Source organism: Streptomyces sp. C, assembly GCF_000158895.1.
Lineage (GTDB): Bacteria > Actinomycetota > Actinomycetes > Streptomycetales > Streptomycetaceae > Streptomyces > Streptomyces racemochromogenes.
The window spans coordinates 5,095,105-5,121,633 of record NZ_GG657750.1; the positions used below are offsets into that span (position 1 = coordinate 5,095,105).

Here is a 26,529-nt window from a genome sequence, read left to right on the forward strand (position 1 = left end):
CCCTCGGCGTTCCCCCGCCCGGCCCGCCCGGCCCGGCGGCCGGGGGCCAAAGTCCGTTGCGGCCGCGCCCCGGCGCCGCCGACAGTGGACGGATGACCACCGAGACGCTGACCGTCCGCCCGGCCGGGCCCGGGGACGCGCGGGACATCTGCGCACTGCTCAACGCCGTCGACGTCATCGAGATCGGCAGACCCGAGACCGACCTGGGCACCGTCGAGGCCGACCTCAACCACCCCTGCGTGGACCTCGCCACCGACTCCTGGCTCGCCTTCCAGGACGGCCGGCTCGTCGCCTACGCCCTCGTGTGGGCCGACTCGGGCCCCGGCCGCGTCGACGGCGACCACTACGTCCTGCCCGGCCACGGCCGGGCCGCCCTGGCACTCCTGCACCGGATGGAGGACCGCGCCCGCCACATGGCCTGCGGCGCCGGCCCCGGCGCGCGCCTGCGGATCCAGCTCAACGTCCGGCCCACCCTCGACCTCGTCCTCCTCACCGGCCGCGGCTACCGCAGCGTGCGCCGCTACCAGGTGATGACCCGCCGGCTCTCGCCCGCCGCCGACCTGCCGCCCGTCCCGCCCGGCGGCCTCGCCCTGCGCGACTGCGCGGCCGACGGGGCCGACCGCCGCCGCGCCCACGCCCTGGTGGAGGAGACCTTCGCCGCCCACTTCGGGCACGCGCACCGCCCGTACGAGTCCTGGCTCGACCACATCGACGGCCGCTCCCTCGACTGGTCGCTCGTGTGGATCGCGAGCCTGCCCGGCAAGGGCGACGTCGCCGTCCTCGTCACCCGCGACGACCGCACCAGCATGGGCTGGATCAGCCACCTCGGCGTACGCGAGGACCTGCGCGGCCACGGCCTCGGCTCCCACCTGCTGCGGCACGCCTTCGCCGGCTACGCCGCCCGCGGCCGCGACACCCTGGGCCTCGGCGTGGACACCCTCAACGAGAGCGGCGCCCTCGCCCTGTACGAGGCCCACGGCATGGCCCTGCACTACGCCGTCGACACGTGGGAGCTCGCATTGCACCCCCAGGGGTGACAGGCGGGGGACGCGAGGGTGCAAAAGGGCCAACCAGGAGTGCGCAGGACCCGACATGAGGTGACATTGCCCCTAAGTGAGTCCTGGTACCTCTAGGAGGCAGTCCATGCGCGGAGCCACCCACGCCAAGTGGGCCGCATGTGCGGTGGCCGTCGCCCTCGCGGCGACGGCCTGCGGCGGCGGGAGCGACAGCGGCGGGGGCGGCGGCGCGGCCGGGATCGTCAGCTCCTCCTGGGGTGACCCGCAGAACCCGCTGGAGCCCGCCAACACCAACGAGGTGCAGGGCGGCAAGGTCCTCGACATGCTCTTCCGGGGCCTCAAGCGCTACGACGCGAAGACCGGCGAGGCCAGGAACATGGTCGCCGAGAAGATCGAGACCACCGACGGCCAGAACTTCACGATCACCCTGAAGGACGGCTGGAAGTTCAGCAACGACGAGCCGGTCACCGCGCAGTCCTTCGTCGACGCCTGGAACTACGCGGCGGACGTGCGCAACAAGCAGAACAACGCGCCCTTCTTCGCCGACATCGTGGGCTACGCCGACCTGCACCCCGCCTCCGGGGACCCCAAGGCCAAGACCATGTCCGGCCTGGTCGTCAAGGACCCGAAGACCTTCACCGTCGCCCTCAAGACCAAGTTCTCCACCTGGCCCGAGACCCTCGGCTACCAGGCCTTCTCCCCCCTGCCCAAGGCCTTCTTCACCGACCACTCCGCCTGGCTCGACAAGCCCGTCGGCAACGGCCCGTACACGGTGGACTCGTACACCAAGGGCACCGGCATGAAGCTGCGCACGTGGGAGGGCTACCCCGGCGAGGACAAGGCGCAGAACGGCGGCGTGGACCTCAAGGTCTACACCGACAACAACACCGCCTACACGGACCTGATCTCCGGCAACCTCGACCTCGTCGACGACATCCCCGCCCAGCAGCTGAAGAACGTCAAGAACGACCTCGGCGACCGCTACATCAACCAGCCGGCCCTCATCATCCAGACCCTCACCTTCCCCCTGTACGACCCTCAGTGGGGCAAGGAGGGCATGGAGAAGGTCCGCCGGGGCATCTCGATGGCCATCAACCGCGACGAGATCACCCAGCAGATCTTCCGCGAGACCCGCACCCCCGCCAAGGACTGGACCTCCCCGGCCCTCGGCGACAAGGGCGGCTTCAAGTCCACCCTCTGCGGCGACGCCTGCACGTACGACCCGAAGGCGGCCAAGGCGCTCATCCAGGAGGCCGGCGGCCTGCCCGGCGGCAAGATGACCCTCACCTCGAACGTGGACACCGGCTCGCACCGCGACTGGATGGACGCCGTCTGCAACAGCGTCAACAACGCCCTCGGCGAGGGCCCGGTCTGCACGGTCAACCCGGTCGGCACCTTCGCGGACTTCCGCAACCAGCAGAGCGCCTACAAGCTCACCGGCCCCTTCCGCTCCGGCTGGCAGGCCGACTACCCGCTGATCCAGAACTTCCTCCAGCCGCTGTACTACACCGGAGCCTCCTCCAACTACGGCAAGTTCAGCAGCCCGGACTTCGACAAGCTCGTCGACCAGGCCAACCAGGAGACCGACGCCGCCAAGGCCACCGCCTCCTTCCAGGACGCTGAGAAGATCCTCGCCGAGCAGATGCCGGCCATCCCCCTCTGGTACCAGAACGGCAGCGCCGGCCACTCCGAGCGGATCTCCGACGTCGCCCTGAACCAGTTCAGCGTCCCGGTCTACAACGAGATCAAGGTCAGCTGAACCCTCCGACGGATCGATCCTGGAGCAGTCCATGGGACGTTACGTGATCCGGCGGCTGCTCCAGATGATCCCCGTGTTCATCGGCAGCACCTTCCTGATCTTCATCATGGTCTACGCGCTCGGCGACCCGGTCGCGGCCCTCTTCGGCGACAAGGCCCCGGACCCCGCCACGGCCGCCCGGATCCGCAAGGACCTCTACCTCGACCGCCCCCTGTGGGAGCAGTACGTCCACTACATGGGGCAGATCTTCAAGGGCGACTTCGGCACCGCCTTCAACGGCCAGAAGGTCACCGAGCTGATGGCCACGGCCTTCCCCGTCACCCTGCGCCTCACCCTGGTCGCGATCTTCTTCGAGATCGTCATCGGCATCACCCTCGGCGTGGTCAGCGGGCTGCGCCGGGGCAAGGCCGTCGACACCACCCTGCTGGTCCTCACCCTCGTCGTCATCTCGGTGCCCACCTTCGTCACCGGATACGTGATCCAGTTCGTCCTCGGCGTCAAATGGGGCTGGGTACGCCCCACCGTCTCCTCGAACGCCTCCCTCGACGAGCTGATCCTGCCCGGCATCGTCCTCGCCCTGGTCTCCCTCGCGTACGTCACCCGGCTCTCGCGGACCTCCATCGCCGAGAACGTCAAGGCCGACTACGTCCGCACCGCCGTCGCCAAGGGCCTGCCCCGGCGCAGGATCATCACCCGCCACCTGCTGCGCAACTCCCTGATCCCGGTGGTCACCTTCATCGGCACCGACATCGGCGCCCTGATGGGCGGCGCCATCATCACCGAGCGGATCTTCAACATCCACGGCGTCGGCTACCAGCTCTACCAGGGCATCCTGCGCAACAACTCGCCCACGGTGGTCGGCTTCGTCACCATCCTCGTCATCGTCTTCCTCGTGGCGAACCTGCTCGTCGACCTGCTCTACGCGGTCCTGGACCCGAGGATCCGTTATGCCTGAGCCCGAGCGCCCCGAAGGCTCCGAACGCCCCGGAGCCCCCGGAGCCCCCGGAGTCCCCGGAGTCCCCGGAGTCCCCGGAGGCTACGACCCGGTGGGGCCCCGCCCCGGCGAGGCCATGTCACCCACCGGCCAGGGCGGGGCCATGGACCTGGCCCTCCAGGAGGCCGAGAGCGTGGAAGGCGTCACCGTCGCCAAGGAGTCCGGCCCGGCCGGAGCGGCCGGCCCGGCCGGAGCCGCGGGCCCCCGGGAGAAGGCCCGCTCCCTCTGGTCCGACGCCTGGCACCAGCTGCGCCGCAACCCCGTCTTCATCGTCTCGGCGCTGATCATCCTCTTCCTCGTCGTCATCTCCGTCTGGCCCCAGCTCATCGCGAGCGGCGACCCCCTCCAGTGCGACCTGTCCAAGTCGCAGCAGGGCTCCGCCCCCGGCCACCCCTTCGGCTACGACACCCAGGGCTGCGACGTCTACACCCGCACCGTCTACGGCGCCCGCGCCTCCATCACGGTCGGCATCTGCGCCACCGTCGGCGCCGCCCTGCTGGGCTCCGTACTCGGCGGACTCGCCGGCTTCTTCGGCGGCTGGGGCGACTCCCTGCTCTCCCGCGTCGCCGACATCTTCTTCGGGATCCCCGTCGTCCTCGGCGGCCTGGTCTTCCTGTCCGTGGTCACCAGCACCACCGTGTGGCCCGTCGTCGGGTTCATCGTTCTGCTCGGCTGGCCGCAGCTCGCCCGCATCGCCCGCGGCTCGGTGATCACCGCCAAGCAGAACGACTACGTCCAGGCCGCGCGCGCCCTGGGCGCCGGCAACGGGCGCATGCTGCTGCGCCACGTGGCGCCCAACGCCGTCGCCCCCGTCATCGTCGTCGCCACCATCGCGCTGGGCACCTACATCTCCCTCGAAGCCACCCTGTCGTTCCTCGGCGTGGGCCTGCGCCCGCCCACCGTCTCCTGGGGCATCGACATCTCCAACGCCGCCACCCAGATCCGCAACGCCCCGCACATGCTGCTCTGGCCGGCGGGCGCCCTGAGCCTGACCGTGCTCGCCTTCATCATGCTCGGCGACGCGGTGCGCGACGCCCTCGACCCCAAGCTGCGCTGAGGAGTGTGAGCCGCCAGATGCTGCTCGAAGTCCGGGACCTGCACGTCGAGTTCGCCACCCGGGACGGGGTCGCCAAGGCCGTCAACGGGGTGAACTACTCGGTGGACGAGGGCGAGACCCTCGCCGTGCTCGGCGAGTCCGGCTCCGGCAAGTCGGTGACGGCCCAGGCCGTGATGGGGATCCTCGACGTCCCACCGGGCCGGATCGCGGGCGGCGAGATCCTCTTCAAGGGCCGGGACCTCCTGAAGGCGAAGGAGGAGGAGCGCCGCAGGATCCGCGGCGCCGAAATGGCGATGATCTTCCAGGACGCGCTGTCCTCCCTCAACCCCGTGCTCAGCGTCGGTGCCCAGCTCGGCGAGATGTTCGAGGTCCACCGGGGGATGTCCCGCAAGGAATCCCGGGCCAGGGCCGTGGAGCTGATGGACCGGGTGAAGATCCCCGCCGCGAAGCAGCGGGTGGGGGACTACCCGCACCAGTTCTCCGGCGGCATGCGCCAGCGCATCATGATCGCCATGGCGCTGGCCCTGGAACCCTCCCTGATCATCGCCGACGAGCCCACCACCGCCCTCGACGTCACCGTCCAGGCCCAGGTCATGGACCTGCTCGCCGAGCTCCAGCGCGAACTCAACATGGGCCTGATCCTGATCACCCACGACCTCGGCGTCGTCGCCGACGTCGCCGACAAGATCGCCGTCATGTACGCGGGCCGGATCGTCGAGGCCGCCCCCGTGCGCGAGATCTACGCGTCGCCCGCCCACCCCTACACCCGGGGGCTGCTCGACTCGATCCCGCGCCTGGACCAGAAGGGCCAGGAGCTCTACGCCATCAAGGGCCTGCCGCCGAACCTGCTGGCCATCCCGCCCGGCTGCGCCTTCAACCCGCGCTGCCCGATGGCCCGGGCCGTCTGCCGGGCCGAGGTCCCGCCGCTGGCCGACGTCGGCCCGGACCGGGCCAGCGCCTGCTTCTTCTGGAAGGAGTGCCTCGGTGCCTGAGCCCATCCTGGAGGTCCGCGACCTCGTCAAGCACTACCCGCTGACCCGGGGCATCCTCTTCAAGAAGCAGGTCGGCGCGGTCAAGGCGGTCGACGGGGTCTCCTTCTCCCTCGCCGCGGGGGAGACCCTCGGCATCGTCGGCGAGTCCGGCTGCGGGAAGTCCACCGTCGCCCGGATGCTGGTCAACCTCGAACGCCCCACCGCCGGCGCGATCTCGTACAAGGGCGAGGACATCACCAGGCTCTCGAGCCGCGCACTGAAGGCGGTGCGCCGCAACATCCAGATGGTGTTCCAGGACCCGTACACCTCGCTGAACCCGCGCATGACGGTCGGCGACATCATCGGCGAGCCGTACGAGATCCACCCCGAGGTGGCCCCGAAGGGCGACCGGCGCCGCAAGGTCCAGGAGCTCCTGGACGTCGTGGGTCTGAACCCGGAGTACATCAACCGGTACCCGCACCAGTTCTCCGGCGGCCAGCGCCAGCGCATCGGCATCGCCCGCGGCCTCGCCCTGCGGCCCGAGGTCATCGTCGCGGACGAGCCCGTCTCCGCGCTGGACGTCTCCGTCCAGGCCCAGGTGGTCAACCTGCTGGAGCGCCTCCAGGACGAGTTCGGCCTCTCGTACGTGTTCATCGCGCACGACCTGTCCATCGTCCGGCACATCTCCGACCGGGTCGGGGTCATGTACCTGGGGCGCGTCGTCGAGATCGGGACGGACACCCAGATCTACGACCATCCCACCCACCCCTACACCCAGGCCCTGCTCTCCGCCGTGCCCGTGCCCGACCCCGGGGCCCGGGCCCACCGGGAGCGGATCATCCTCACCGGCGACGTACCCTCCCCGGCCAACCCGCCGTCGGGCTGCCGCTTCCGCACCCGCTGCTGGAAGGCCGAATCCCGCTGTGCGACGGAGGTGCCCCTGCTGGCCGTCCCGCAGGCCCTCCCGCCGGGCCCGGCCGCCCATCCCTCGGCCTGCCACTTCGCGGCCGAGAAGCAGGTGGTCCCGCCGCCGGGCGAACTGCCGCCCCCGCCGGCCCCTCTGACGAAGGAGTAGCGAACGGTTTCGGACGCCCGGGTGAGCGATCATTTCCAGCCACCCCCGCGTGCGGGCGCCCGGTCGGGTCGGCTGTGACCCAACACGCTTAACACAGGGGCAACTTGACCGTTTCTGCCCCGAGATCTGGGGCATGCAGTCTGGGCCGTGTGCGGCCGTGCGGGTGCCGACAGCCGGCCGGGAGGGCGTGAAGCCCTCCCGGCCGGTCTTCGTGTGCCCCCGGCCGTGCGCGGCATGCGCCCCTCGTGCTGCCGGAATTCGATCGATGTGCTGGTACGGATAGTTATGATCCGTAGCGCACGGTGGGTATGAATGCGCCGAGCAAGAGTACGCATACCGATGTCCGCTCGACGTGGAGGTGAAACGCCGTGGCACTCTCGATCTCGGCCGTGGTGCTGCTGGCGATCGTCGTCTTCCTTCTGGTCCGGAAGTCGGGGCTGAAGGCGGGACACGCGTTCGTCTGCGTACTGCTCGGGTTCTACCTGGCGAGTTCCACGGTCGCGCCCACCCTCAGCCAGCTCACCTCCAACGTGGCGAGCATGATCAGTGGCCTCAAGCTGTAGGGGGCGTCCCGGCCCTGCTCGTAGGGTGGACCCATGAACGGTCTTCCCGCCCGTCGTCTGCTCCTCGTGCACGCGCACCCGGACGACGAGTCGATCAACAACGGCGTCACCATGGCCAAGTACGCGGCCGAGGGTGCCCACGTCGCGCTGGTGACCTGCACCCTCGGCGAGGAGGGCGAGGTCATCCCCGCCGAGCTGGCCCACCTGGCCCCGGACCGCGACGACACCCTCGGTCCCTTCCGGGTCGGCGAGCTCGCCGCCGCCATGAAGGAACTCGGGGTCGCCGACCACCGCTTCCTCGGCGGCGCCGGCCGCTTCCGGGACTCCGGGATGATGGGCGCCCCGCAGAACGCCCGCCCCGGCTCCTTCTGGTCGGCCGATCTGGACGAGGCGGCCGGGTACCTCGTGGAAGTGATCCGCGAGCTGCGCCCGCAGGTCCTGGTCACCTACGACCCCGACGGCGGCTACGGCCACCCCGACCACATCCAGGCCCACCGGGTCGCCACGCGCGGCGCCGAGCTGGCCGCCGACGCCGCGTTCCGCCCCGAACTCGGAGCCCCGCACGCCGTCGCGAAGCTCTACTGGAACCGCGTGCCCGCCTCGGTCGTCGAGGAGGGCTTCGAGCGGCTGCGCGCGGCGGGCACCGCCTTCCCCGGCCTCGCGACCCCGGACGACGTGCCCGGCGTGGTCCCCGACGAGCGGATCACCGCCGAGATCGGCGACGAGGGCGGCGCCACCGTGCTGGTGGCGGCGAAGGCGGCCGCCATGCGGGCGCACGTCACCCAGATCGCCGTGGACGGCCCCTTCTTCGCCCTCTCCAACGACCTGGGCCAGCCCCTGTTCGCCCGGGAGTACTACGAGTTGGCCGCGGGCCGGTCCGGAGCCCCGGCCGGCGAGCGCGAGCGGGACCTCTTCGCGGGGGTGGAGGCGTGACCACCGCGCTGACGCCGGGGCGGATCGCCGCCCTCCTCGGCCTGCTCGTCCTCGGCGCCCTGACCGGCGCGGCCGGCTGGCTCGTGGTCGACCTGTGGTTCCCGGCCGGGCTGCTGCTCGCCCTGCTGGCCCTCCTCGGGCTGTTCCTCGCGGGCCGGCTGACGGTCGGCGGGGGCCTCGGAGTGGGCGCCCCGGCGGCCGGCTGGTTCCTGTCCTACGTCCTCCTCGGCGTCCCGCGCCCCGAAGGGGACTTCCTGCTCGGTTCCTCCGGAATCGGCATGTACGCATACCTTTTGGGGGGAAGTGCGGCCGCTGTGATCTGCGCCACGATGCGCGGACCCGCGCAAGGTCCCGTTCCGGCCTCCGAATCCCGCGGATGACAGGCCGCTGAACTCCCGCATCCGCCGATCGGGGACGGGTTGCGGGGGTTTGACGGGCCCTCGCCCGGGGGCGTGCGGAAGCAGAAGAGGAACCTGGGATTCCTGGCCGAGAGTTGTGCCGGGGCGGCGGCCAGTATGGTGGACGGGCCGCCGAGCTGCCCGCGCACGGAATGACGGGCGGCGGAGCCAACCGGGAGAACCTGCCTTGAGTCGTGAAACCGACAGTTCGTCCCCCGGGCCCCAAGGGCACGGTGGAGCCGCCTACCCCTCGGGTACGCCGCCGTATGGAACCGGCCAGTATCCGTCCGTGCCACCCGGTCCCGGCGCCGCGACCGTCCCGGAGGAGAACCCTGTGACCTCGAACCCGTCCACGCCCGACACCGACACCGACGGGCCGAAGACCGAGACCCACCTGACGACCCGGATCCGGATCAACATCCCCGGATCCCGGCCGATCCCGCCCGTGGTCGTGCGCAAGCCCGTCAAGGACGGCGCCCAGGACGCGTCCCCGGCCGCCGCCGGCCCGGCCCCGGACGCGGCCCCGCGCACGCCCGAGCGGCGCCCCGCGCAGGCCCGGCCCGCGGGCTCGGCGCCCGCGCTCCCCGCGGCAGCGGCCCCGGCCCCCGCGCCGGCCGCGCCCGCGCCCGAGCCGGCCCCCGCGCCCGCCGGGCCGCCGGCCGGCGGATGGTTCGCCCCGCGCAAGGCGGTGACGCCCCCGCCGACCGCGACACCGCCGGCCGGCGTGCCCGTCGGCGGCCCGGGCGGTCCCGGTGCGGCCGGCCCCGGCGGTCATGGCGGTCCCGGTGCGCCCGGCCCCGGCGGTCCCGGGGGCCATGGCGGTCCCGGTGCCCCCGGCCCCGGCGCGAGCTACGGCTCCGGCGTGCCCGGCGCCGGCACCGGCGCCGGCTTCGCGCCCCCGGCCGAGCCCGGACGCCCGCAGCCCCCGGCCGCGCACGGCACCGGAGCCGGCTTCGCACCTGCCCCCGCCGTCGGCGGACCCGGAGTCGGCGCGCCCCAGGGGTACGCCGGGTACGACAACGGGCCCGTCACCGAGCCCTTCCCCGCCTTCCCGGAGCCCGCCGGGCCGACGGGCGGACCCGCGCTGGGCACCGTACCCGTCGGCGCCGAGGCGCCCCCGAGCTGGCCCGGCCCCGAGGCCTTCGACACCCCGGCCCCCGCGCCCGTGCCCGCCCCCGGCCCGGCCGCCCCGCCGCCGGGCCCGAAGCCGCCGCGCCAGATGACGCCGCCGCCCGCCCCCGCCGGCAAGTCCGGCAAGGCCGCCCCGGCCGGCAAGCCCGCCAAGAAGAAGGGCCGCTCCAAGCTGGTCCTGCTCGGCGGCGGCATCGTCGTCCTCGCCGGCGTGGCCTACGGCGCCGGCCTGCTCATGAACCACTCCGACGTCCCCAAGGGCACCACCGTCCTCGGCGTCGACATCAGCGGCAGCCGCGACGACGCCGTCGCCAAGCTCCAGACCGCCTTCGGCAAGCGCGCCGCCGCCCCGCTCCAGCTCAGCGTCGGCGGCAAGCAGGTCGAGCTGAAGCCCGAGAAGGCCGGCCTGACCCTCGACAGCCAGACCACCGTCCGCAACGCCACGGGCAGCGACTACAACCCCGTCACCGTCATCGGCTCCCTCTTCGGCGTCGAGCGCACGGCCACCGCCGTCATGCCGGTCGACGAGGAGAAGCTGCGGGTCTCCCTCCAGGAACTGGCCGGCACCGCCGGCTCGGCCTCCGAGAGCACCATCAAGTTCGACACCGGCAAGGCCGTGGCCGTGCCCGGCAAGGCCGGCGAGGGCCTCGACGTCGACGCCTCCGTCGACAAGGTCACCAAGGCCTTCCGCGCACTCGTCGCCGACGGCAAGGCCCCGACCGTCCAACTCCCCGTCGCCAAGAAGGAGCCCACGGTCACCCAGGCCGAACTGGACCGCGCCATGAAGGAGTTCGCGGAGCCCGCCATGTCCGGCGTGGCGACCGTCAAGGCGGGCACCAAGTCCATCCCCTTCGGCCCCAAATCCCTGCCGAAGATCCTCAGCATGACGGCCGTGGACGGACGCCTCGTCGAGAAGTACGACCTGGAAGCCCTCAAGGCCACCTACGGGAACGCCTTCGACGGGGTCCTGATCACCCGGGGCACCGGCGCCAAGACCCCCGTCACCCCGCAGGACGTCGCGGGCGCCCTCGGCAAGGCCCTCATCGGCAAGACCCCCGCCGAACGGACCGTCACGATCGACACCAACGCGAACTGACGGCCCACGACCGCGCCGCGATGCCCCTCCCCGGCCTCCGGGAAGGGGCATCGCCGCATCCGGAACCCTGCCCCACCAGGCATGTCACCCCCACCGCATGACATCCGTCATGCGGGACTCACGACCCGCGACACTGCCGCACCCACCCCCGTACGGGCGAACCTCGGGGCATGACGACGACGACCGCGGCACACCCCGCCGCCCCGGGCCCCGCAGGCGGATCCGGCGACACCGCAACCGTGGTGTCCTTCCAGAACGTGACCAAGAGCTACGGCAAGGTCCGGGCCGTCGACGGACTCTCCCTCGCACTCCACCCGGGCGAGACCGTCGCCCTCCTCGGCCCCAACGGCGCCGGCAAGTCCTCCACCCTCGACCTCCTCCTCGGCCTGCGCCCCGCCGACTCCGGCACCGTCAGCCTCTTCGGCACCACCCCCCGCGAGGCCATCGCCTCCGGCCGGGTCGGCGCCATGCTCCAGAGCGGCGGCCTCATGGAGGAGGTGACCGTGCGCGAGCTCGTCACCCTCGGCTGCGCCCTGCACCCGCGCCCGTACCCCGTCGACGAGGTGCTCAGCCGGGCAGGGATCGACGAGATCGCCGGCCGGCTCGTCAACAAGCTCTCCGGCGGCCAGGAGCAGCGCGTGCGCTTCGCCCTCGCCACCGCCGGACACAACGACCTGATCGTCCTCGACGAGCCCACCACCGGCATGGACGTCACCTCGCGCCAGGCCTTCTGGGCCACCATGCGGGACCAGGCAGCCCAGGGCCGCACGGTCCTGTTCGCCACCCACTACCTGGAGGAGGCGGACGCCATCGCCGACCGCGTCCTCGTCCTCAACAAGGGCCGGCTGCTCGCCGACGGCACCGCCGCCGAGATCAAGGCCAGGGCCGGCGCCCGCAAGATCGCCTTCGACCTCGACGGGCCGGTCGACGAGCAGGCGCTGCGCGCCCTGCCCGGTCTGACGGCCTTCGACCTCACCGGCCGCTCCGTACGGCTCCAGTCGCGCGACGCCGACGCCACCGTGCACGCCGTGTACGCGCTCGGCCTGCGCCCCCGCAACCTGGAGGTCGCCGGCCTCGGCCTGGAACAGGCCTTCATCGCCCTCACCGAGGCCGAGGAGGCCACCCGATGACGAGCACCGTCAACACCGTCAACACCGTCAACACCGTCAACACCGGCACCCTGCGGCTGGTCAGGCTGGAGATCACCCGCGCCCTGCGCAACAAGAAGTACCTCTTCTTCACCGTCCTCTACCCGGCCGCCCTCTTCCTGATGCTCGGCGGCACCCTGGACGGCACGACGAAGGTCATGGGCACCGAACTGACCATGCCCGCCTTCTACATGGTCGCCATGGCCTCCTTCGGAGCCCTGACCGCCGTGCTGGTCGGCAACAGCGAACGCATCGCCAAGGAGCGGGAGAAGGGCTGGGTGCGCCAGCTGCGGCTGACGGCCCTGCCCGGCCACGGCTACGTCCTCGCCAAGACCGCCAGCGCCGGCGTCCTGTCCCTGCCGTCCATCCTGGTCGTCTTCGCCGTCGCCGCCGGGGCCAAGGGCGTACGGTTCGAGGCCTGGCAGTGGCTCGCCCTCACCGGCTCGATCTGGGCCGGCAGCCTCGTCTTCGCCGCGCTGGGCGTCGCCATCGGCTACCTGGCCGGCGCGGACAACGTCCGCCCCATCACGATGCTGATCTACTTCGCCCTGGCGATCCTCGGCGGCCTGTGGATGCCCACCGCCAACTTCCCGCAGTGGCTCCGCGACATCTGCGAGTGGCTGCCGACCCGCGCCTACACCGGCCTCGGCCAGGCCATCGAGCTCGGGGGCGCGCCGCACGCCAAGGACGTGGCGATCCTCGCCGTGTACTTCGTACTGTTCACCGGTGCGGCCGCCTGGCTGTACCGCAAGGACTCACTGAAGGCCTGAGGACGTGGCGCTGACACAGGAAGCCGACGGTCTGCACCGCATCGGCCAGGCACCGGAGACCACCACCCACAAGGTGGTGAAGAGCCTGTGGATCGGGATCTGGCTCTTCTACCTCAGCGCCCCCGTCACCGACCTCGTCAGCGGCGGGCACAGCACCGGGGCACGGCTGCTCGGCGGCCTGGGCCTGCTGGCCTTCACCTGCTGGTACCTGGTGCTGGTCTTCCGCACCGTCAAGATGATGCCGGTGCCCCGGGTGCTGGTCTCCCTGGCCGTGCTCGCCACGCAGGCCACCGTGCTGTCGCTGACGCTGGGCCGCGAGTGGCTCGTGCTCTTCGTGTACGTGTCCATCTCCTCCGGCGCCGCCCTGCCGGGGGAGGTGTCCCGCTGGACCGTCCCCGGCGCGACCGCGCTGCTGACGGCGGTCGCCCTCGCGGTCCCGGGCGGCACCCAGTACCTGGCCGGGCTGGTGGTGCCGGCGCTGATGGGCGGCTTCGCGATGGTCGGGGTCCGGGCGATGATCCGGACCACGATAGAGCTGCGCCAGGCCCGGGCCACGGTCGCCGAGCTCGCCGCCAACGAGGAGCGCCTGCGGATGGCCCGCGACCTCCACGACCTGCTGGGCCACTCGCTGTCGCTGATCACGCTCAAGAGCGAGCTGGCGGGCCGGATGCTGCCCGAGCACCCCGAGCGGGCCGCCCAGCAGGTCGCGGACATCGAGCGGGTCAGCCGGCAGGCGCTGGTCGACGTACGGGAGGCCGTGAGCGGCTACCGGCGGCCGACGCTGCCCGGCGAACTCGCGGGCGCGCGCACGGCGCTGGCGGCGGCGGGCGTGGCGGCGGACCTGCCGGCCGGCTGCGACGACGCCGAGCTGCCGGAGGAGACGGAGTCCGCGCTGGCGTGGTCCCTGCGCGAGGCCGTGACGAACGTGGTCCGGCACAGCGGGGCCCGGCGCTGCACCGTCACCCTCACCACCCGCCAGACCCTTGCAGGCCCGGTCGTCGAACTGAGCGTCACCGACGACGGGACGGGCGGCCCGGCCGTCCCCGGCAACGGCCTGACCGGCCTGACGGAACGCCTGGAGGCGGTCGGCGGCACCCTGTCGGCCGGCCCGGTGGGCAGGACCGGCTTCCGCCTGCTGGCGCGGGTCCCCCTAGGATCCGGGTCATGAGCGAAACCGGCGCCGCCCCCATCCGGATCCTCCTGGCCGAGGACCAGTCGATGGTCCGGGAGGCCCTCGCGGCCCTCCTCGGACTGGAACCGGACATCGAGGTCCTGGCCCAGGTCGCCCGCGGCGACGAGGTGGTCGCCGCTGCCCGCTCCCACGACGTGAACGTGGCCCTCCTCGACATCGAGATGCCCGGCATGACGGGCATCGAGGCGGCCGCGCAGCTGCGGGCCGCCCTCCCCGCCCTCAAGATCGTCGTGCTGACCACCTTCGGCCGCCCCGGCTACCTCCGCCGCGCGATGGAGGCGGGCGCCTCGGCCTTCCTGGTCAAGGACGCCCCGGCCGCCCAGCTCGCCGACGCGGTGCGCAAGGTCCTGGCGGGGCAGCGCGTCATCGACCCCACCCTCGCGGCGGCGGCCCTCGCGGAGGGCGCGAACCCCCTGACGGACCGCGAGCGGGAGGTCCTGCGCGCGGCGGAGTTCGGCGCGACCAACGCCGAACTGGCGTCCCGCCTCGGCCTCTCCCAGGGCACGGTCCGCAACTACCTCTCGACGGCCATCCAGAAACTGGCGGCGCGCAACCGAGCCGAAGCGGTGCGCGTGGCCCGCGAGAAGGGGTGGCTGTAGCCGGTGCCGGTGCCGGTGCCGGTGCCGGTGCCGGTGGCGTTGCCGCTGCGCGGGCTGGATACATCCAGCCCCGCCGGCGTTTGAGGCGCGGGGGTGCGGGGGCGGAGCCCCCGCAAGGGGTCCGGGCGCAGCCCGGGGAACGGGCGAAGGGCGGGTAGGGGACCCAGCCCCGCGCAGCGGTCCTCCGCGGAGCCGGCGCGGCTAGTTCAGGAGGGCGCGAGCCGCGACGGCCTCGCCGCGGATGCGGCCCGCCTCGGCCTTGTCCACCGCGTCCATGACCTCCGCGTACGCGTCCATCTCCGCCGCGCCCTCCCGGAAGGAACCCCGTTCCACCAGGAGCCGAGCCCGCTCGTAGCGCAGGGCCGCCGGGTGGGAGGGCAGCAGCAGCGACAGGTCCAGGGCCCACAGGGCGACCGCCGAGTGCTCCGGCCGGGCGGAGGCCCAGACGCGGATGTTGTTCAGGATCCGCAGCACGATGTCCAGGGTGCGCGCCGGGGTCTTGGGGGAGGCCGCCAGTTCCGCCGGGCCCGTTCCCAGCGAGGCGCCGCCCGCGAAGGGGTCGACCACCACCGAGTCCTCCGGGTCCCCGAAGCCCACCACGAAGTGTCCCGGCAGCCCCAGCCCGTACACCGGCGCGCCCGCCCTGCGGGCCACCTCCAGCCACACCACCGAGAGGAGGATCGGCAGGCCCCGCCGGCGCAGCAGCACCTCGTGCAGCAGGGAGGACGACAGCCGGTCGTAGTCCTTCGGGGTGCCGTGGAAGCCCAGCCGGCCGCCCAGCAGTTCCGTCACCGCCGCCGCCCACGACCGCGCGTCCCGCAGCCCGTACGGCAGCATCCCCGCGAGCCGGTCCAGCTCGATCTCGGCCCGGTCCATGGCGTGTTCGTCCAGCGACGGATCCGCCTCCGCGGCCAGCAGCAGGCACAGCCGGGCCAGGTCGGGCCGCTCCGCGCGGGCCTCCGCCGCGAACAGCTCACGGGTGTTCACCGCGCCGCCCGGAAGTGGTGGTAGGAGTGGTGCGTGGCGAAGCCCATCCCGTCGTAGAGGGCCCGCGCCGCCGGATTGTCCGTCTCCACCTGGAGCCACGCCGCCGACGCGCCCTCCTCCAGCGCCCGCCGGGCGAGCGCCGTCATCACCGCCGTCGCGAGCCCGCGCCGCCGGTCCTCCGGGGCGACGGTGACCGCCGCGAAGCCGGCCCAGCGGCCGTCCACCACGCAGCGCCCGATCGCCCGGCCCCCGTCCAGGGAGGCGAACCACACCGACGGGCCCTCCACCAGCATCCGCCGGGCGAGCTCCGGGTCCCGCACCTTGCCGTAGCGGGCGAGCCACTCCTCGTCCGGCTCGCGGGTCAGCCGTACCGCCGCCACGTCCGCGTCCAGGTCGCCCACCGGGGCCAGGCCCCCGACGCGTACCTCCGCCGAGACCTCGTTCACCCAGCCGCGCCCCTCCAGCTCGGCGCAGAGCAGCTCCTGCGTCCCGGCGGCGCCCGTCGCGGCCTGCACGTACGCCGGAAGGTCGCGCTCCGCGTACCAGGAGGTCACCCGCGCGAGTGCTTCGTCCAGGGGTATGCCGGGATCGCCGAGCGGGAGCACGGAATTGGCGCGCCGCGTGAACCCCGCGGCGGCCCGCAGCGTCCACTCGCCGAGCGGCTCGCTCTCCAGCGGCAGCCAGGCCCGCGCCGTGACCCGCGCCAGCTCCTCGAAGGAGGCCGCGGGACCCCGCCGCCGGGCCGGCGCGGGCGGCACGACCTTGCCCGCCACCAGCGACGATTCCGGGATGTGGACGGACACGCCGTCCTTGCGTGTGATCGTCAGCACACCCCCGGTCCAGGATGTGAGAACCCCTACTGCGTCGGCGAAGGCAGGGGTACCGCTCCCGCCGCCCTCCACCCGTCGTACAGAGACCCGTTTACCCACGTCAGCCGGGGTAATACGGATCTCCAGCAGCCCACCGGCAGTGATTTCCACAGCTCTGTCCGCCCCTCCTGTTCGGATCGTGCCCGGGAACGGAGATACTAGGTGCGGGCATCGACGACGCCGCGCTCCCGCGCGAATGGACAGCCCTACCGAGGAGGAACGAGAGCGTGACCTACGTCATCGCGGAGCCTTGTGTCGACGTCAAGGACAAGGCCTGCATCGAAGAGTGCCCCGTCGACTGCATCTACGAGGGCCAGCGGTCCTTGTACATCCACCCGGACGAGTGCGTCGACTGCGGCGCCTGTGAGCCGGTCTGCCCCGTCGAGGCCATCTTCTACGAGGACGACACCCCGGAGGAGTGGAAGGACTACTACAAGGCGAACGTCGAGTTCTTCGACGAGCTCGGCTCGCCCGGTGGTGCCTCCAAGCTCGGCCTGATCGAGCGCGACCACCCCTTCGTCGCCGCGCTGCCCGCCGACATCAACGCCGGCGAGCACTGACCGTTTCACGGCAGACGCGCTTCTCGGTCCCGTACGGCACTCCTGCCGGGCGGGACCGAGCCGTTTTCCCGCACCCTTCCAGCCCCTGAGAGAGAGCAGAGCACCGTGGCCGCAGTTTCCGACCGTCTCCCCACGTTCCCCTGGGACAAGCTGGAGCCCTACAAGGCCACGGCGGCGGCCCACGCTGACGGCATCGTCGACCTGTCCGTCGGCACGCCCGTCGACCCGGTGCCGCAGCTGATCCAGGACGCCCTGGTCGCCGCCGCCGACTCCCCGGGCTACCCGACCGTGTGGGGCACCCCCGCCCTGCGCGACGCCATCACCGGCTGGGTGCGCGGCCGCCTCGGCGCGAGCGCCGCCGGACACCGCAACGTCCTGCCCGTCGTCGGCTCCAAGGAGCTGGTGGCCTGGCTGCCGACCCAGCTGGGCCTGGGCGCCGGCACTGGGACGATCAAAGACAAGGTCGCCTACCCGCGCCTCGCCTACCCGACGTACGAGGTCGGCGCGCGGCTGTGCGGCGCCGAGGCCGTCGTCTACGACGACCCGACCGAGCTGGACCCGGCGGGGGTGAAGCTCCTGTGGCTCAACTCCCCGTCCAACCCCACCGGGAAGGTCATCCCGAAGGAAGAGCTGATCCGGATCGTCGCCTGGGCGCGAGAGCACGGCATCCTCGTCTTCAGCGACGAGTGCTACCTGGAGCTGGGCTGGGAGGCCGAGCCCGTCTCCGTCCTGCACGACGACGTGTGCGGCGGCTCCTACGAGGGCCTCGTCGCGGTCCACTCGCTCTCCAAGCGCTCCAACCTGGCCGGCTACCGGGCCGCGTTCATCGCCGGTGACGCGGCCGTCCTCGGCGAACTGCTGGAGATCCGCAAGCACGGCGGCATGATGACCCCCGCCCCGGTGCAGGCGGCCACGGTGGCGGCCCTCGGCGACGACACCCACGTCGAGGAACAGCGCGCCCGCTACGCCGCCCGCCGCGAGGCGCTGCGCACGGCCCTGGAGGCGCACGGCTTCCGCATCGAGCACAGCGAGGCCAGCCTCTACCTGTGGGCGACCCGCGACGAGCCCTGCTGGGACACCGTCGCGCACCTCGCGGAGCTCGGCATCCTGGTCGCGCCGGGCGACTTCTACGGCGAGGCCGGCGCGAACTTCGTCCGGGTGGCCTTCACGGCCACCGACGAGCGGGTCGCCGCCGCGGTCAAGCGCCTCGGCTGACCGGCGCGGCCGGACGTGAACGCGCCGAGGGGGCCGGGAGCAGCAGCTACCGGCCCCCTCGGCCGTTCGCGCGTCCCGACGCGGGTCAGCCCAGCAGGCCGCCCGGAAGACCGCCACCCGGAAGACCGCCGCCGGGCAGGCCGCCGCCCAGGGCCTCCCCGGCGACCGGCAGGCCGCCCAGCGTCTGGGTGGCTCCGCCGGCGCCGCCGAGGGCTTCGGTGGCGGGGGCGGCGACGGGGGCGGCGGCCGGGAGGGCCTCGGTGGCGGTGTGCGTGGCGTCGGTGGCCGCGCCGGCGTCGGGGGCGGTGAGCGTGTTCAGCTTCGGCAGGGACTCCAGGCCCACGGCGTCGGCCGCGCTGGCGGCGCCTGCCGCACCGACCACGGGAGCGGTACCGGCTGCGAGGAGAAGCGCGGCGCGGGCGATCCGACGGGTCAGGGGGAGGGTCATGATGCTCCTAAGCGGTAGCGGCTGAGTACGCCGTGTACAACCGCTCCCGGGGTGGGGGGAGTTGCGGACCCGTCGGGTAAAGGATCAGTAACGCATCGTTTAATCGGCTTCCGTGACAAGAGCACCGGACCCGCGCCGACCTGCGGTTCTTCCCGCCTTCCGGGTGTACGGGCCGAACGCGGGGACCCCCCTCCCGGGTGACGGTGCGCACGGATGACCGTGCCGCCGCGGCAGCACGCCGGGCCGCCCGCGCGCCGGGGGCGTACGCGGGTGGCCGACGCCGGCCGGTGATCGCGCCGGCGGGTCAGCGGGCGGTGGTGCGGGCCAGGAAGATCCGGACCTCGCCCGGCGCCGCGTCGTGCGGGTCGGCACCGGACTTGCGGCCGCCGCCCTTGCCCCGCCACGAGCCGCCGTCCCGCCCGGCCGTCCACGAGGAACCGTCGTACGACACCCGCGCGATGCCCAGCTCCTTCGACCGGGCCACCGCCCAGTGGGCCATCGCCCGCCCGCGCCGCGCCTCGGCCGGACCGCCGCCCTCCTTGAGCCGCAGCCCGACCTCCGCCTCGGGCACCGACCCGCCCGGCGACCCCGGCCGCCCGGCCGGAGCACCCGCCCGGCCCCCGCCCAGCGCCTCCCGCGCCGGCGCCCCGAACGCCCGCACCAGCTCCGCCCGCACCTTCTCCGGGTCGCCCGCCGAGGGCGCCGGGCCGGAGCAGACCAGGGAGGCCGGCGTGCCGTTCTCACCGAAGGCCGCCGTCAGCACCGTCGCGTCCGGCTCGTGCTTCGCGTACGCCTGCGGGAAACCGCTGAGCTGCACCTTCTGCGCCGCCACCGTCAGCGGCAGCCTGGTGTAGCCCTTGATCTCCGCGAGCCGGTCGTAGAAGATCCCCGCCGAGTACACCGGGTCCATGATCTGCTCCGGGGTGCCCCAGCCCTGCGAGGGCCGCTGCTGGAACAGACCCAGCGAATCACGGTCCCCGTGGTCGAGGTTGCGCAGCGCCGACTCCTGCATCGCCGTCGCCAGCGCGATGGTCACCGCCCGGTCCGGCAGCCCCTTGGAGATCCCGACGGCGGCTATCGTCGCCGCGTTCGCCGCCTGCTCCGGGGTCATCTCGTACGTCTGGACGTCCCCCGCACCCGCGGAGCCCGCCGCTCCGGTCGCCGAAGCAGTGCAGTACGGGGCGCCGTTGTCGGATTCCCGCTGGACGACGAAGTACCCGATCACCCCGAGCAGGACGACCAGGCCGACGGCCTTGCGGAACGGCCGGCGGCGGCGGGGACGGGAGCGATCGGTCTCGGACACGCGGCCCACCGTACTTGAGGCCGATAAACCGTCCACCGGCCGGACGCTCCCGCTTCCCGCCCATCCCGGGGCGTTAGGGTCAGTTCCATGTCCGAATCCGAGCTGGACCTCACCCTGGACGCTGCCGAGCTGACCGCCCGGCTCGTCGACATCCCTTCCGTGAGCGGCGACGAGAAGGTGCTCGCCGACCTGGTGGAAGACGCGCTGCGCGCCCTCCCGCACCTCACCGTCGACCGCCTCGGCAACAACGTCGTCGCCCGTACGCACCTCGGCCGCACCGAGCGCGTCGTGCTGGCCGGCCACCTCGACACCGTGCCGATCGCCGACAACATCCCGTCCCGCCTGGACGAGAACGGCGTCCTGTGGGGCTGCGGCACGACGGACATGAAGTCCGGGGTCGCCGTACAGCTGAGGATCGCGGCGACCGTCCCCGAACCCAACCGCGACCTCACCTTCGTCTTCTACGACCAGGAGGAGGTGGCCGCCGACCTCAACGGCCTCGGCAAGGTCGCCGACGCCCACCCCGACTGGCTGGCCGGTGACTTCGCCGTCCTGCTGGAGCCCTCCAACGCCGAGGTCGAGGGCGGCTGCCAGGGCACCCTGCGCGTGCTCCTGCGCACCGAGGGCGAGCGCGCCCACTCCGCGCGCAGCTGGATGGGCTCCAACGCCATCCACGCCGCCGCCCCGATCCTGGCGAAGCTGGCCGCGTACGAGCCCCGCAAGCCGGTCATCGACGGCCTGGAGTACCACGAGGGCCTCAACGCGGTCCGCATCGCGGGCGGCGTCGCCAACAACGTCATCCCCGACGCCTGCACGGTCACCGTGAACTTCCGCTACGCCCCCGACCGCAGCGAGGCCGACGCGCTGGCCCACGTCCGGGAGGTCTTCGCGGACTGCGACATCGCCGAGTTCGTGGTCGACGACTCCTCCGGCGGGGCCCTGCCCGGCCTGTCCCACCCGGCCGCGGCGGCCTTCATGGAGGCGGTCGGCGGCCGTCCGATGCCCAAGTTCGGCTGGACGGACGTCTCCCGCTTCAGCGCGCTCGGCGTCCCGGCGGTCAACTACGGGCCGGGCGACGCGCTGCTGGCCCACAAGGTCGACGAGCGTGTCGAGACGAAGGCCATCCTGCACTGCGAGGAACGACTCCGCGCCTGGCTGACCTCGTAAATTCCCCTTCCGGCCACCTTCGTGCGCCTAACCTGATCCAACGATCAGCTGGAGGGAGCACATCATGGGCAACCACGGCAGTGCCGAGGGGTCTCGCCGTCGGCCCGAGGAGCAGCAGCTCGGGCCGGTGCTGCGCAGGCGGGGCCAGGTGCAGGCGGGCAGTACGACGGACCAGCGGCTCCTGGACTCGGCCGGGCCCTCCGAGTGGGTGCACACCGATCCCTGGCGGGTCCTGCGCATCCAGTCGGAGTTCATCGAGGGCTTCGGCACCCTGGCGGAGCTGCCACCCGCGATCAGCGTGTTCGGCTCGGCCCGCACGCCGGTGGACTCGCCCGAGTACGAGGCCGGCGTACGGATCGGCAGCGCGCTCGTCGAGGCCGGCTTCGCCGTGATCACCGGCGGCGGCCCGGGCGCGATGGAGGCGGCCAACAAGGGCGCCCGCGAGGCGAACGGCATCTCCGTCGGCCTGGGCATCGAGCTCCCCTTCGAGCAGGGGCTCAACCAGCACGTCGACCTGGGGCTGAACTTCCGGTACTTCTTCGTCCGCAAGACGATGTTCGTGAAGTACAGCCAGGGCTTCGTGGTCCTGCCGGGCGGGCTCGGCACCCTGGACGAGATGTTCGAGGCGCTGACCCTGGTCCAGACGCAGAAGATCACCAGGTTCCCCATCGTGCTCTTCGGCACGGAGTACTGGGGCGGCCTGATCGACTGGCTGCGCAACACGGTCATCGCCCAGGGCAAGGCCTCGGAGAAGGACCTCTACCTCTTCCACGTCACGGACGACGTGGACGAGGCGATCGCGCTGGTCACGAAGGAAGTCGGCAAGTAGGGACCACGGCCGCGCCGCCGCGGCGGCGCGGCTCCGGGGGCCTCAGGCCAGGCCGCGGCGGGCGACGGCCGGCGGGCGGTGCCCCTGGATCGAGCGGACCATGTCGAGGACCTGCTTCGTCTCCGCGACCTCGTGGACGCGGTACACCTGCGCGCCGAGCCAGGCCGAGACGGCCGTGGTCGCCAGGGTGCCCAGCAGGCGCTCCTTGACCGGCTTGTCGAGGGTCTCCCCGACGAAGTCCTTGTTGGACAGCGACACCAGCACCGGCCAACCGGTTTCGGTCATCTCCGCGAGCCGGCGGGTGGCCTCCAGCGAATGCCGGGTGTTCTTCCCGAAGTCGTGACCCGGATCGATCATGATCGACTCGCGGGGCACCCCGAGGGCCTCGGCCCGCTCCGCCAGGGCGACCGTGACGCGCAGGACGTCCTCCATCACGTCCTCGTACGAGGTCCGGTGCGGCCGCGTGCGGGGCTCGACCCCGCCCGCGTGGGTGCACACGATGCCCGCGCCGTAGCGCGCGGCGACCTCCGCCAGCTTCGGGTCCACGCCGCCCCACGCGTCGTTCAGCACGTCCGCCCCGGCCTCGCAGACCGCCTCCCCGACCTCGTGCCGCCAGGTGTCCACGCTGATCACCACGTCCGGGTGGCGGCGGCGCACCTCCGCCACGAAGCCGACCGTGCGCCGGGCCTCCTCCGCCGCGTCCACGTGCTCGCCGGGGCCCGCCTTCACCCCGCCGATGTCGATGATCGCCGCGCCCTCGGCCACGGCCTGCTCCACCCGGTCGAGGGCCGGTTCGTCGCGGAAGGTGGCGCCCTGGTCGTAGAAGGAGTCCGGCGTGCGGTTCACGATGGCCATGATCACCGGCTCGTGGGTGTCGAACTCGCGCCTGCCCAGTCGCAGCATCCTGCTCTTTCCTCCTTCGGCGACCCTCGCGCCTCGTCTGCGACCTTAACCTGAGGGCAGGAGTCTCTCAGGGGAGTTGATCGTGTTCTGGTTCTTGCTGATCGCGCTGGTCGTGGTCGTGGCCGCGGTCACCCTCGCGGTGGTCGGCGGCGGTTCCGAAGCCGTACTGCCCGAGGCCGAGCCGGACCGGGTGGCCGACGCGCTCCCGGAGAGCCGGCCGGTGGTGCGGGCGGACATCGACGCGCTGCGGCTGCCGGTCGCGCCGCGCGGCTACCGGATGGCCGAGGTGGACGACGTACTGGACCGGCTCGCGGCCGAGCTGGCCGAGCGCGACGCGCGGATCGCGGAGCTGACGGCCGCGCGCGCCCACGCCCCGGCGGACCGGGTCGACCTCACGAAGGACGAGCGGTGAGCGGCGCGGGACTGCTGGCGGGCCCGGACGGCGGCCTGCGCTGCCCCTGGGGGCTGTCCACGGAGGACTACGTCACCTACCACGACACCGAATGGGGCAGGCCCGTCCACGGCGACGACGCCCTCTACGAACGGCTGTGCCTGGAGGCCTTCCAGTCCGGGCTGTCCTGGATCACGATCCTGCGCCGCCGCGAGGGCTTCCGCAAGGCCTTCGCGGACTTCGAGATCGCGGCGGTCGCGGAGTTCGGGCCGGCCGACGCCGAACGGCTCATGGGCGACGAGGGGATCATCCGCAACCGGGCCAAGATCGAGGCCACCCTGGCCAACGCGAAGGTCCTGGCCGGCTGGGGGGCGGGGGAGCTGGACGAGCTGATCTGGTCCCACGCCCCCGGGAAGCGGGGCCGGGCCCCGAGGAGCACCGCCGACGTGCCGGCGGTGACCCCGGAGTCCACGGCCCTGGCCAAGGCCCTGAAGAAGGCGGGCATCCGCTTCGTCGGGCCGACCACGGCCTACGCCCTGATGCAGGCCTGCGGCCTGGTCAACGACCACCTCGCGGGCTGCGTCTCCCGCGAGGGGTGAGGCGTCAGCGGCCCAGGTACCGCGGCGGCTGCTTCGCGAGGAAGGCCTGCACGGCGATGGAGTGGTCCTCGGAGGCCCCCGCGCGGGTCTGGAGGACGTCCTCGCGCTCCAGGGCCTCGGAGAGGGTGTGCGAGGCCCCGTACGCCAGGGACTCCTTGACGGCCGCGTAGGCCACCGTCGGGCCGGTGGCGAGGGTCCGGGCCACCTTCTCGGCCTCCGCGCGCAGCGACTCCGCGGGCACCAGCCGGTTCACGATGCCCAGCTCGTACGCCTCCTGCGCCTTGATGGAGCGGGGGAACAGCAGCAGGTCGGAGGCCCGGGAGGCGCCGATCAGCCGCGGCAGCGTCCAGGACACCCCGGAGTCGGCGGTCAGCGCGACCCCGGCGAAGGAGGTGTTGAAGGACGCGGACTCGGAGACGACGCGGAAGTCCGCCGCGAGCGCGAACCCGAAGCCGGCCCCGGCGGCGACGCCGTTGACCGCGGCCACGACGGGCTTGGGCATCTCCGTCAGGGCCCGCACGATCGGGTTGTAGTGCTCGGAGACCGTGCTCATCGTGAGCGTCGAGCCGTTCTCGCGGTCCGCGGCGAGGTTGCCGATGTGCTCCTTGAGGTCCTGGCCCACGCAGAAGGCCCGCTCCCCGGCGGCGGTGAGCAGGACCGCCCGTACGGCGGTGTCGGCGGCGGCGGCCTCGACGGCGTCGCGCAGGGCGACCTTGGCCTCCGTGTTCATGGCGTTCATCGCGTCGGGCCGGTTGATCGTGACGGTCGCGAGTCCGTCGGTCACTTCGTAGAGCACGCTGTCGGCCATGGTGGGGGTCCCCCTTCGTCGCGGGCTTGGCTACCGGCCGGTACCGGCCGGTGCAAGGGTCAGCATGGCGGACGGGACCGGGGGCGGGCATGTGATGTGCGTCAAACAAAGCGGAGCCCCACCCCCGGGGGCGACGGCGAAGTATCGCAGGCGGATCCCCGAAATGAGTGGTTTTGGTCGAGCGCGTTGCGCAAGCGTTCCCTTCCGATGTTGGTCATCGGGTCCTGACATGCGGGATAATGGCTGGGAAGCAATGTGTTCGATGCCGGGTACTAGGCGCCTGAACGGGGCCGTCGGCTGACGATGAGCTGGTTTCAGGAAGGGGAACGAGCATGGCGGCCATGAAGCCGCGGACGGGCGACGGCCCGCTCGAGGTCACCAAGGAGGGGCGAGGCATCGTCATGCGCGTACCGCTCGAAGGCGGCGGTCGGCTTGTCGTCGAGCTGACGCCGGACGAGGCGGACGCCCTGGGTGACGCCCTGAAGAAGGTCGTCGGCTGAGCCCCGACCCTTTTGATCTTGCCCCGCCCCTACCGCGCCTGCGGTGGGGGCGGGGCCGTTTTTTTCCCCTCTTGACGCGCCGCTCGCGCGGCTCGGCCGCGGGCGGCCTCCCCGGCTTCGCGCCGCTGCGACAGCCTCCGGCCGTCGGACCCGGGGCGGGGTTGGTTCGGGTGGCTGGTGCCGGTGTGTCGTCTGCGGGTGGGTGTGCCGCTGCGCGGGGCTGGTCCCCTACCCGCCCTTCCACCGTTCCCAGGGGCGCTGCCCCTGACCCCGTTGCGCTCAAACGCCGCGCGGGCTGGAAGACCTGGGGCTGCGCCCCAGACCCCGTGCCGGGCGCCGCGCGGGCTGGATTTCGCGCAGCGAAATTCCAGCCCCGCCGGCGTTTGAGGCGCGGGGGTCTGGGGGCGGAGCCCCCAGGAGGGGTCCGGGCGCAGCCCGGGGAACGGGCGAAGGGTGGGGCGGGGAGCAGCCCGCGCAGCGGCAGACCCGCGCACCGCCCGGCCAGGGCAGCGGCTACCGCCGGACCGCGCAGAGGAGCCCGTCCCCCACCGGAAGCAGCGCAGCTTCGAGCGCCGGACTCTCCCGCACGCTGCGCAGCAGCTCCCGCACCCGGATCACCTCCACCGGCTGAGCCGCGGAGTCCACCGTCCGCCCGTCCGCGAAGACCCCCTCGAAGCACACCAGGCCCCCGGGCCTCAGCAGCCGCAACGATTCCGCGAGGTAGTCGAGGGACTCGGCCGGGTCGCCGTCGCAGAAGACCAGGTCGTACCCGCCGTCGGCGAGCCGCGGCAGCACGTCCAGCGCCCGCCCCGGAATGAACCGCGCGCGGTTCCCCGCGAAGCCCGCCGCGCGGAAGGCCTGGCGGGCGAAGGCCTGCCGGTCGGGTTCGGGGTCCACCGTGGTCAGGACCCCGTCCGGCCGCATCCCGTGCAGCAGGTGGATCCCCGAGACGCCGGTCCCCGTGCCGATCTCGGCGACGGCCTTGGCGTCCGCGGTGGCGGCGAGCAGACGCAGCGCGGCCCCGGTGCCGGGGGACACGGACCGCAGGCCCGCTTCCCTGGACCGGTCTCGGGCCCATCGCAGAGCGTCGTCCTCGGCTACGAACGCGTCGGCGAACGCCCAGCTCGTCTGCCGGTTGCCGCTAATGACCCTCTCCTGTCCCCATAGTTGGCGCAACGGTGACTGTATCCGCTGACGTCGGGAACCCGCAGATGGGACCGGGCGTTGGGAGGGTGAGAGGCGGGATAG

28 protein-coding genes are annotated in these 26,529 nt (G+C 72.7%); 21 read left to right on the plus strand and 7 right to left on the minus strand.

The window, feature by feature from the left end:
• The first annotated feature begins 92 nt into the window (after positions 1–92).
• From SSNG_RS23145 to SSNG_RS23210, 14 genes are all read left to right on the plus strand, one after another.
• Positions 93–1,037 (plus strand): GNAT family N-acetyltransferase, encoded by a 945-nt coding sequence (locus tag SSNG_RS23145; protein ID WP_007266322.1) that lies wholly within the window; start codon positions 93–95, stop codon positions 1,035–1,037.
• A 106-nt stretch (positions 1,038–1,143) separates the two neighbouring features.
• Positions 1,144–2,775: an ABC transporter substrate-binding protein gene (locus SSNG_RS23150; RefSeq protein WP_007266323.1), complete on the plus strand. Its 1,632-nt coding sequence runs from the start codon at positions 1,144–1,146 to the stop codon at positions 2,773–2,775.
• Between the two features lie 31 nt (positions 2,776–2,806).
• Entirely contained in the window at positions 2,807–3,730 is a 924-nt protein-coding gene (locus SSNG_RS23155; protein ID WP_007266324.1) for an ABC transporter permease, read from the plus strand.
• A 115-nt stretch (positions 3,731–3,845) separates the two neighbouring features.
• Positions 3,846–4,826, plus strand: a complete 981-nt coding sequence (locus tag SSNG_RS23160) for an ABC transporter permease (RefSeq protein WP_050779904.1) — start codon at positions 3,846–3,848, stop codon at positions 4,824–4,826.
• Between the two features lie 17 nt (positions 4,827–4,843).
• Positions 4,844–5,818, plus strand: a complete 975-nt coding sequence (locus SSNG_RS23165) for an ABC transporter ATP-binding protein (RefSeq protein WP_007266326.1) — start codon at positions 4,844–4,846, stop codon at positions 5,816–5,818.
• Positions 5,811–6,872 (plus strand): dipeptide ABC transporter ATP-binding protein, encoded by a 1,062-nt coding sequence (locus SSNG_RS23170; RefSeq protein ID WP_007266327.1) that lies wholly within the window; start codon positions 5,811–5,813, stop codon positions 6,870–6,872. The genes SSNG_RS23165 and SSNG_RS23170 overlap by 8 nt, the downstream gene beginning before the upstream one ends.
• 368 nt (positions 6,873–7,240) lie before the next feature.
• The gene (locus tag SSNG_RS23175) at positions 7,241–7,435 is read left to right on the plus strand and encodes a hypothetical protein (RefSeq protein WP_007266329.1); all 195 of its coding nucleotides are present in this window, start codon (positions 7,241–7,243) and stop codon (positions 7,433–7,435) included.
• A gap of 33 nt (positions 7,436–7,468) precedes the next feature.
• Complete coding sequence (mshB, locus tag SSNG_RS23180; protein WP_007266330.1) at positions 7,469–8,368, plus strand: N-acetyl-1-D-myo-inositol-2-amino-2-deoxy-alpha-D-glucopyranoside deacetylase; 900 nt, start codon at positions 7,469–7,471, stop codon at positions 8,366–8,368.
• Positions 8,365–8,748 (plus strand): DUF6113 family protein, encoded by a 384-nt coding sequence (locus tag SSNG_RS23185; protein ID WP_007266331.1) that lies wholly within the window; start codon positions 8,365–8,367, stop codon positions 8,746–8,748. Before mshB ends, SSNG_RS23185 begins: the two co-directional genes overlap by 4 nt.
• 352 nt (positions 8,749–9,100) lie before the next feature.
• Positions 9,101–10,993 carry a hypothetical protein gene (locus tag SSNG_RS41275; RefSeq protein WP_007266332.1) on the plus strand — a complete coding sequence of 631 codons (1,893 nt, stop codon included), beginning with the start codon at positions 9,101–9,103 and terminating at the stop codon, positions 10,991–10,993.
• Positions 10,994–11,232: 239 nt separating this feature from the next.
• Positions 11,233–12,123, plus strand: a complete 891-nt coding sequence (locus SSNG_RS23195; RefSeq protein ID WP_042803985.1) for an ABC transporter ATP-binding protein — start codon at positions 11,233–11,235, stop codon at positions 12,121–12,123.
• Positions 12,120–12,911: an ABC transporter permease gene (locus tag SSNG_RS23200; RefSeq protein ID WP_050779711.1), complete on the plus strand. Its 792-nt coding sequence runs from the start codon at positions 12,120–12,122 to the stop codon at positions 12,909–12,911. Before SSNG_RS23195 ends, SSNG_RS23200 begins: the two co-directional genes overlap by 4 nt.
• Before the next feature lie 10 nt (positions 12,912–12,921).
• A complete protein-coding gene (locus tag SSNG_RS23205; RefSeq protein ID WP_042803986.1) occupies positions 12,922–14,079 on the plus strand; it encodes a sensor histidine kinase in 1,158 nt (385 codons plus the stop codon).
• Entirely contained in the window at positions 14,076–14,702 is a 627-nt protein-coding gene (locus tag SSNG_RS23210; RefSeq protein WP_007266336.1) for a response regulator transcription factor, read from the plus strand. The genes SSNG_RS23205 and SSNG_RS23210 overlap by 4 nt, the downstream gene beginning before the upstream one ends.
• A gap of 201 nt (positions 14,703–14,903) precedes the next feature.
• On the opposite strand, the gene SSNG_RS23215 is transcribed toward SSNG_RS23210, so the two are convergent.
• Entirely contained in the window at positions 14,904–15,689 is a 786-nt protein-coding gene (locus tag SSNG_RS23215) for a transglutaminase-like domain-containing protein (protein WP_007266337.1), read from the minus strand.
• Positions 15,686–16,669 (minus strand): GNAT family N-acetyltransferase, encoded by a 984-nt coding sequence (locus tag SSNG_RS23220; protein ID WP_007266338.1) that lies wholly within the window; start codon positions 16,667–16,669, stop codon positions 15,686–15,688. Before SSNG_RS23220 ends, SSNG_RS23215 begins: the two co-directional genes overlap by 4 nt.
• A gap of 116 nt (positions 16,670–16,785) precedes the next feature.
• Between SSNG_RS23220 and fdxA the strand changes: the two genes are divergently transcribed.
• A complete protein-coding gene (gene fdxA, locus SSNG_RS23225) occupies positions 16,786–17,118 on the plus strand; it encodes a ferredoxin (protein WP_007266339.1) in 333 nt (110 codons plus the stop codon).
• Between the two features lie 105 nt (positions 17,119–17,223).
• The gene (gene dapC / locus SSNG_RS23230) at positions 17,224–18,333 is read left to right on the plus strand and encodes a succinyldiaminopimelate transaminase (RefSeq protein WP_007266340.1); all 1,110 of its coding nucleotides are present in this window, start codon (positions 17,224–17,226) and stop codon (positions 18,331–18,333) included.
• Between the two features lie 85 nt (positions 18,334–18,418).
• Here dapC and SSNG_RS23235 read toward each other — a convergent pair whose 3' ends face one another.
• Entirely contained in the window at positions 18,419–18,781 is a 363-nt protein-coding gene (locus SSNG_RS23235) for a hypothetical protein (RefSeq protein ID WP_007266341.1), read from the minus strand.
• Between the two features lie 304 nt (positions 18,782–19,085).
• Positions 19,086–20,084: a hypothetical protein gene (locus SSNG_RS23240; protein ID WP_050779905.1), complete on the minus strand. Its 999-nt coding sequence runs from the start codon at positions 20,082–20,084 to the stop codon at positions 19,086–19,088.
• Between the two features lie 87 nt (positions 20,085–20,171).
• On the opposite strand from SSNG_RS23240, the gene dapE reads away from it, so the two are divergent.
• Both dapE and SSNG_RS23250 read left to right on the plus strand, forming a co-directional pair.
• Positions 20,172–21,251, plus strand: coding sequence for a succinyl-diaminopimelate desuccinylase (gene dapE, locus SSNG_RS23245; protein ID WP_007266343.1), 1,080 nt, complete (start codon positions 20,172–20,174; stop codon positions 21,249–21,251).
• Positions 21,252–21,315: 64 nt separating this feature from the next.
• Complete coding sequence (locus tag SSNG_RS23250; protein ID WP_007266344.1) at positions 21,316–22,080, plus strand: TIGR00730 family Rossman fold protein; 765 nt, start codon at positions 21,316–21,318, stop codon at positions 22,078–22,080.
• A gap of 42 nt (positions 22,081–22,122) precedes the next feature.
• On the opposite strand, the gene folP is transcribed toward SSNG_RS23250, so the two are convergent.
• Positions 22,123–22,983, minus strand: coding sequence for a dihydropteroate synthase (folP, locus tag SSNG_RS23255; RefSeq protein WP_007266345.1), 861 nt, complete (start codon positions 22,981–22,983; stop codon positions 22,123–22,125).
• A gap of 82 nt (positions 22,984–23,065) precedes the next feature.
• Here folP and SSNG_RS23260 point away from each other — a divergent pair, with 82 nt between their 5' ends.
• The gene (locus SSNG_RS23260; protein WP_125599841.1) at positions 23,066–23,395 is read left to right on the plus strand and encodes a DivIVA domain-containing protein; all 330 of its coding nucleotides are present in this window, start codon (positions 23,066–23,068) and stop codon (positions 23,393–23,395) included.
• Positions 23,392–23,973 (plus strand): DNA-3-methyladenine glycosylase I, encoded by a 582-nt coding sequence (locus SSNG_RS23265; protein ID WP_007266347.1) that lies wholly within the window; start codon positions 23,392–23,394, stop codon positions 23,971–23,973. Before SSNG_RS23260 ends, SSNG_RS23265 begins: the two co-directional genes overlap by 4 nt.
• 4 nt (positions 23,974–23,977) lie before the next feature.
• Here the strand turns inward: SSNG_RS23265 and SSNG_RS23270 are convergent, their stop codons facing one another.
• Positions 23,978–24,781: an enoyl-CoA hydratase-related protein gene (locus tag SSNG_RS23270; RefSeq protein WP_007266348.1), complete on the minus strand. Its 804-nt coding sequence runs from the start codon at positions 24,779–24,781 to the stop codon at positions 23,978–23,980.
• A 332-nt stretch (positions 24,782–25,113) separates the two neighbouring features.
• On the opposite strand from SSNG_RS23270, the gene SSNG_RS40150 reads away from it, so the two are divergent.
• Entirely contained in the window at positions 25,114–25,281 is a 168-nt protein-coding gene (locus SSNG_RS40150) for a DUF3117 domain-containing protein (RefSeq protein WP_003966491.1), read from the plus strand.
• 513 nt (positions 25,282–25,794) lie between these two features.
• On the opposite strand, the gene SSNG_RS23275 is transcribed toward SSNG_RS40150, so the two are convergent.
• Complete coding sequence (locus SSNG_RS23275; protein ID WP_125605621.1) at positions 25,795–26,457, minus strand: class I SAM-dependent methyltransferase; 663 nt, start codon at positions 26,455–26,457, stop codon at positions 25,795–25,797.
• Between the last annotated feature and the right edge of the window lie 72 nt (positions 26,458–26,529).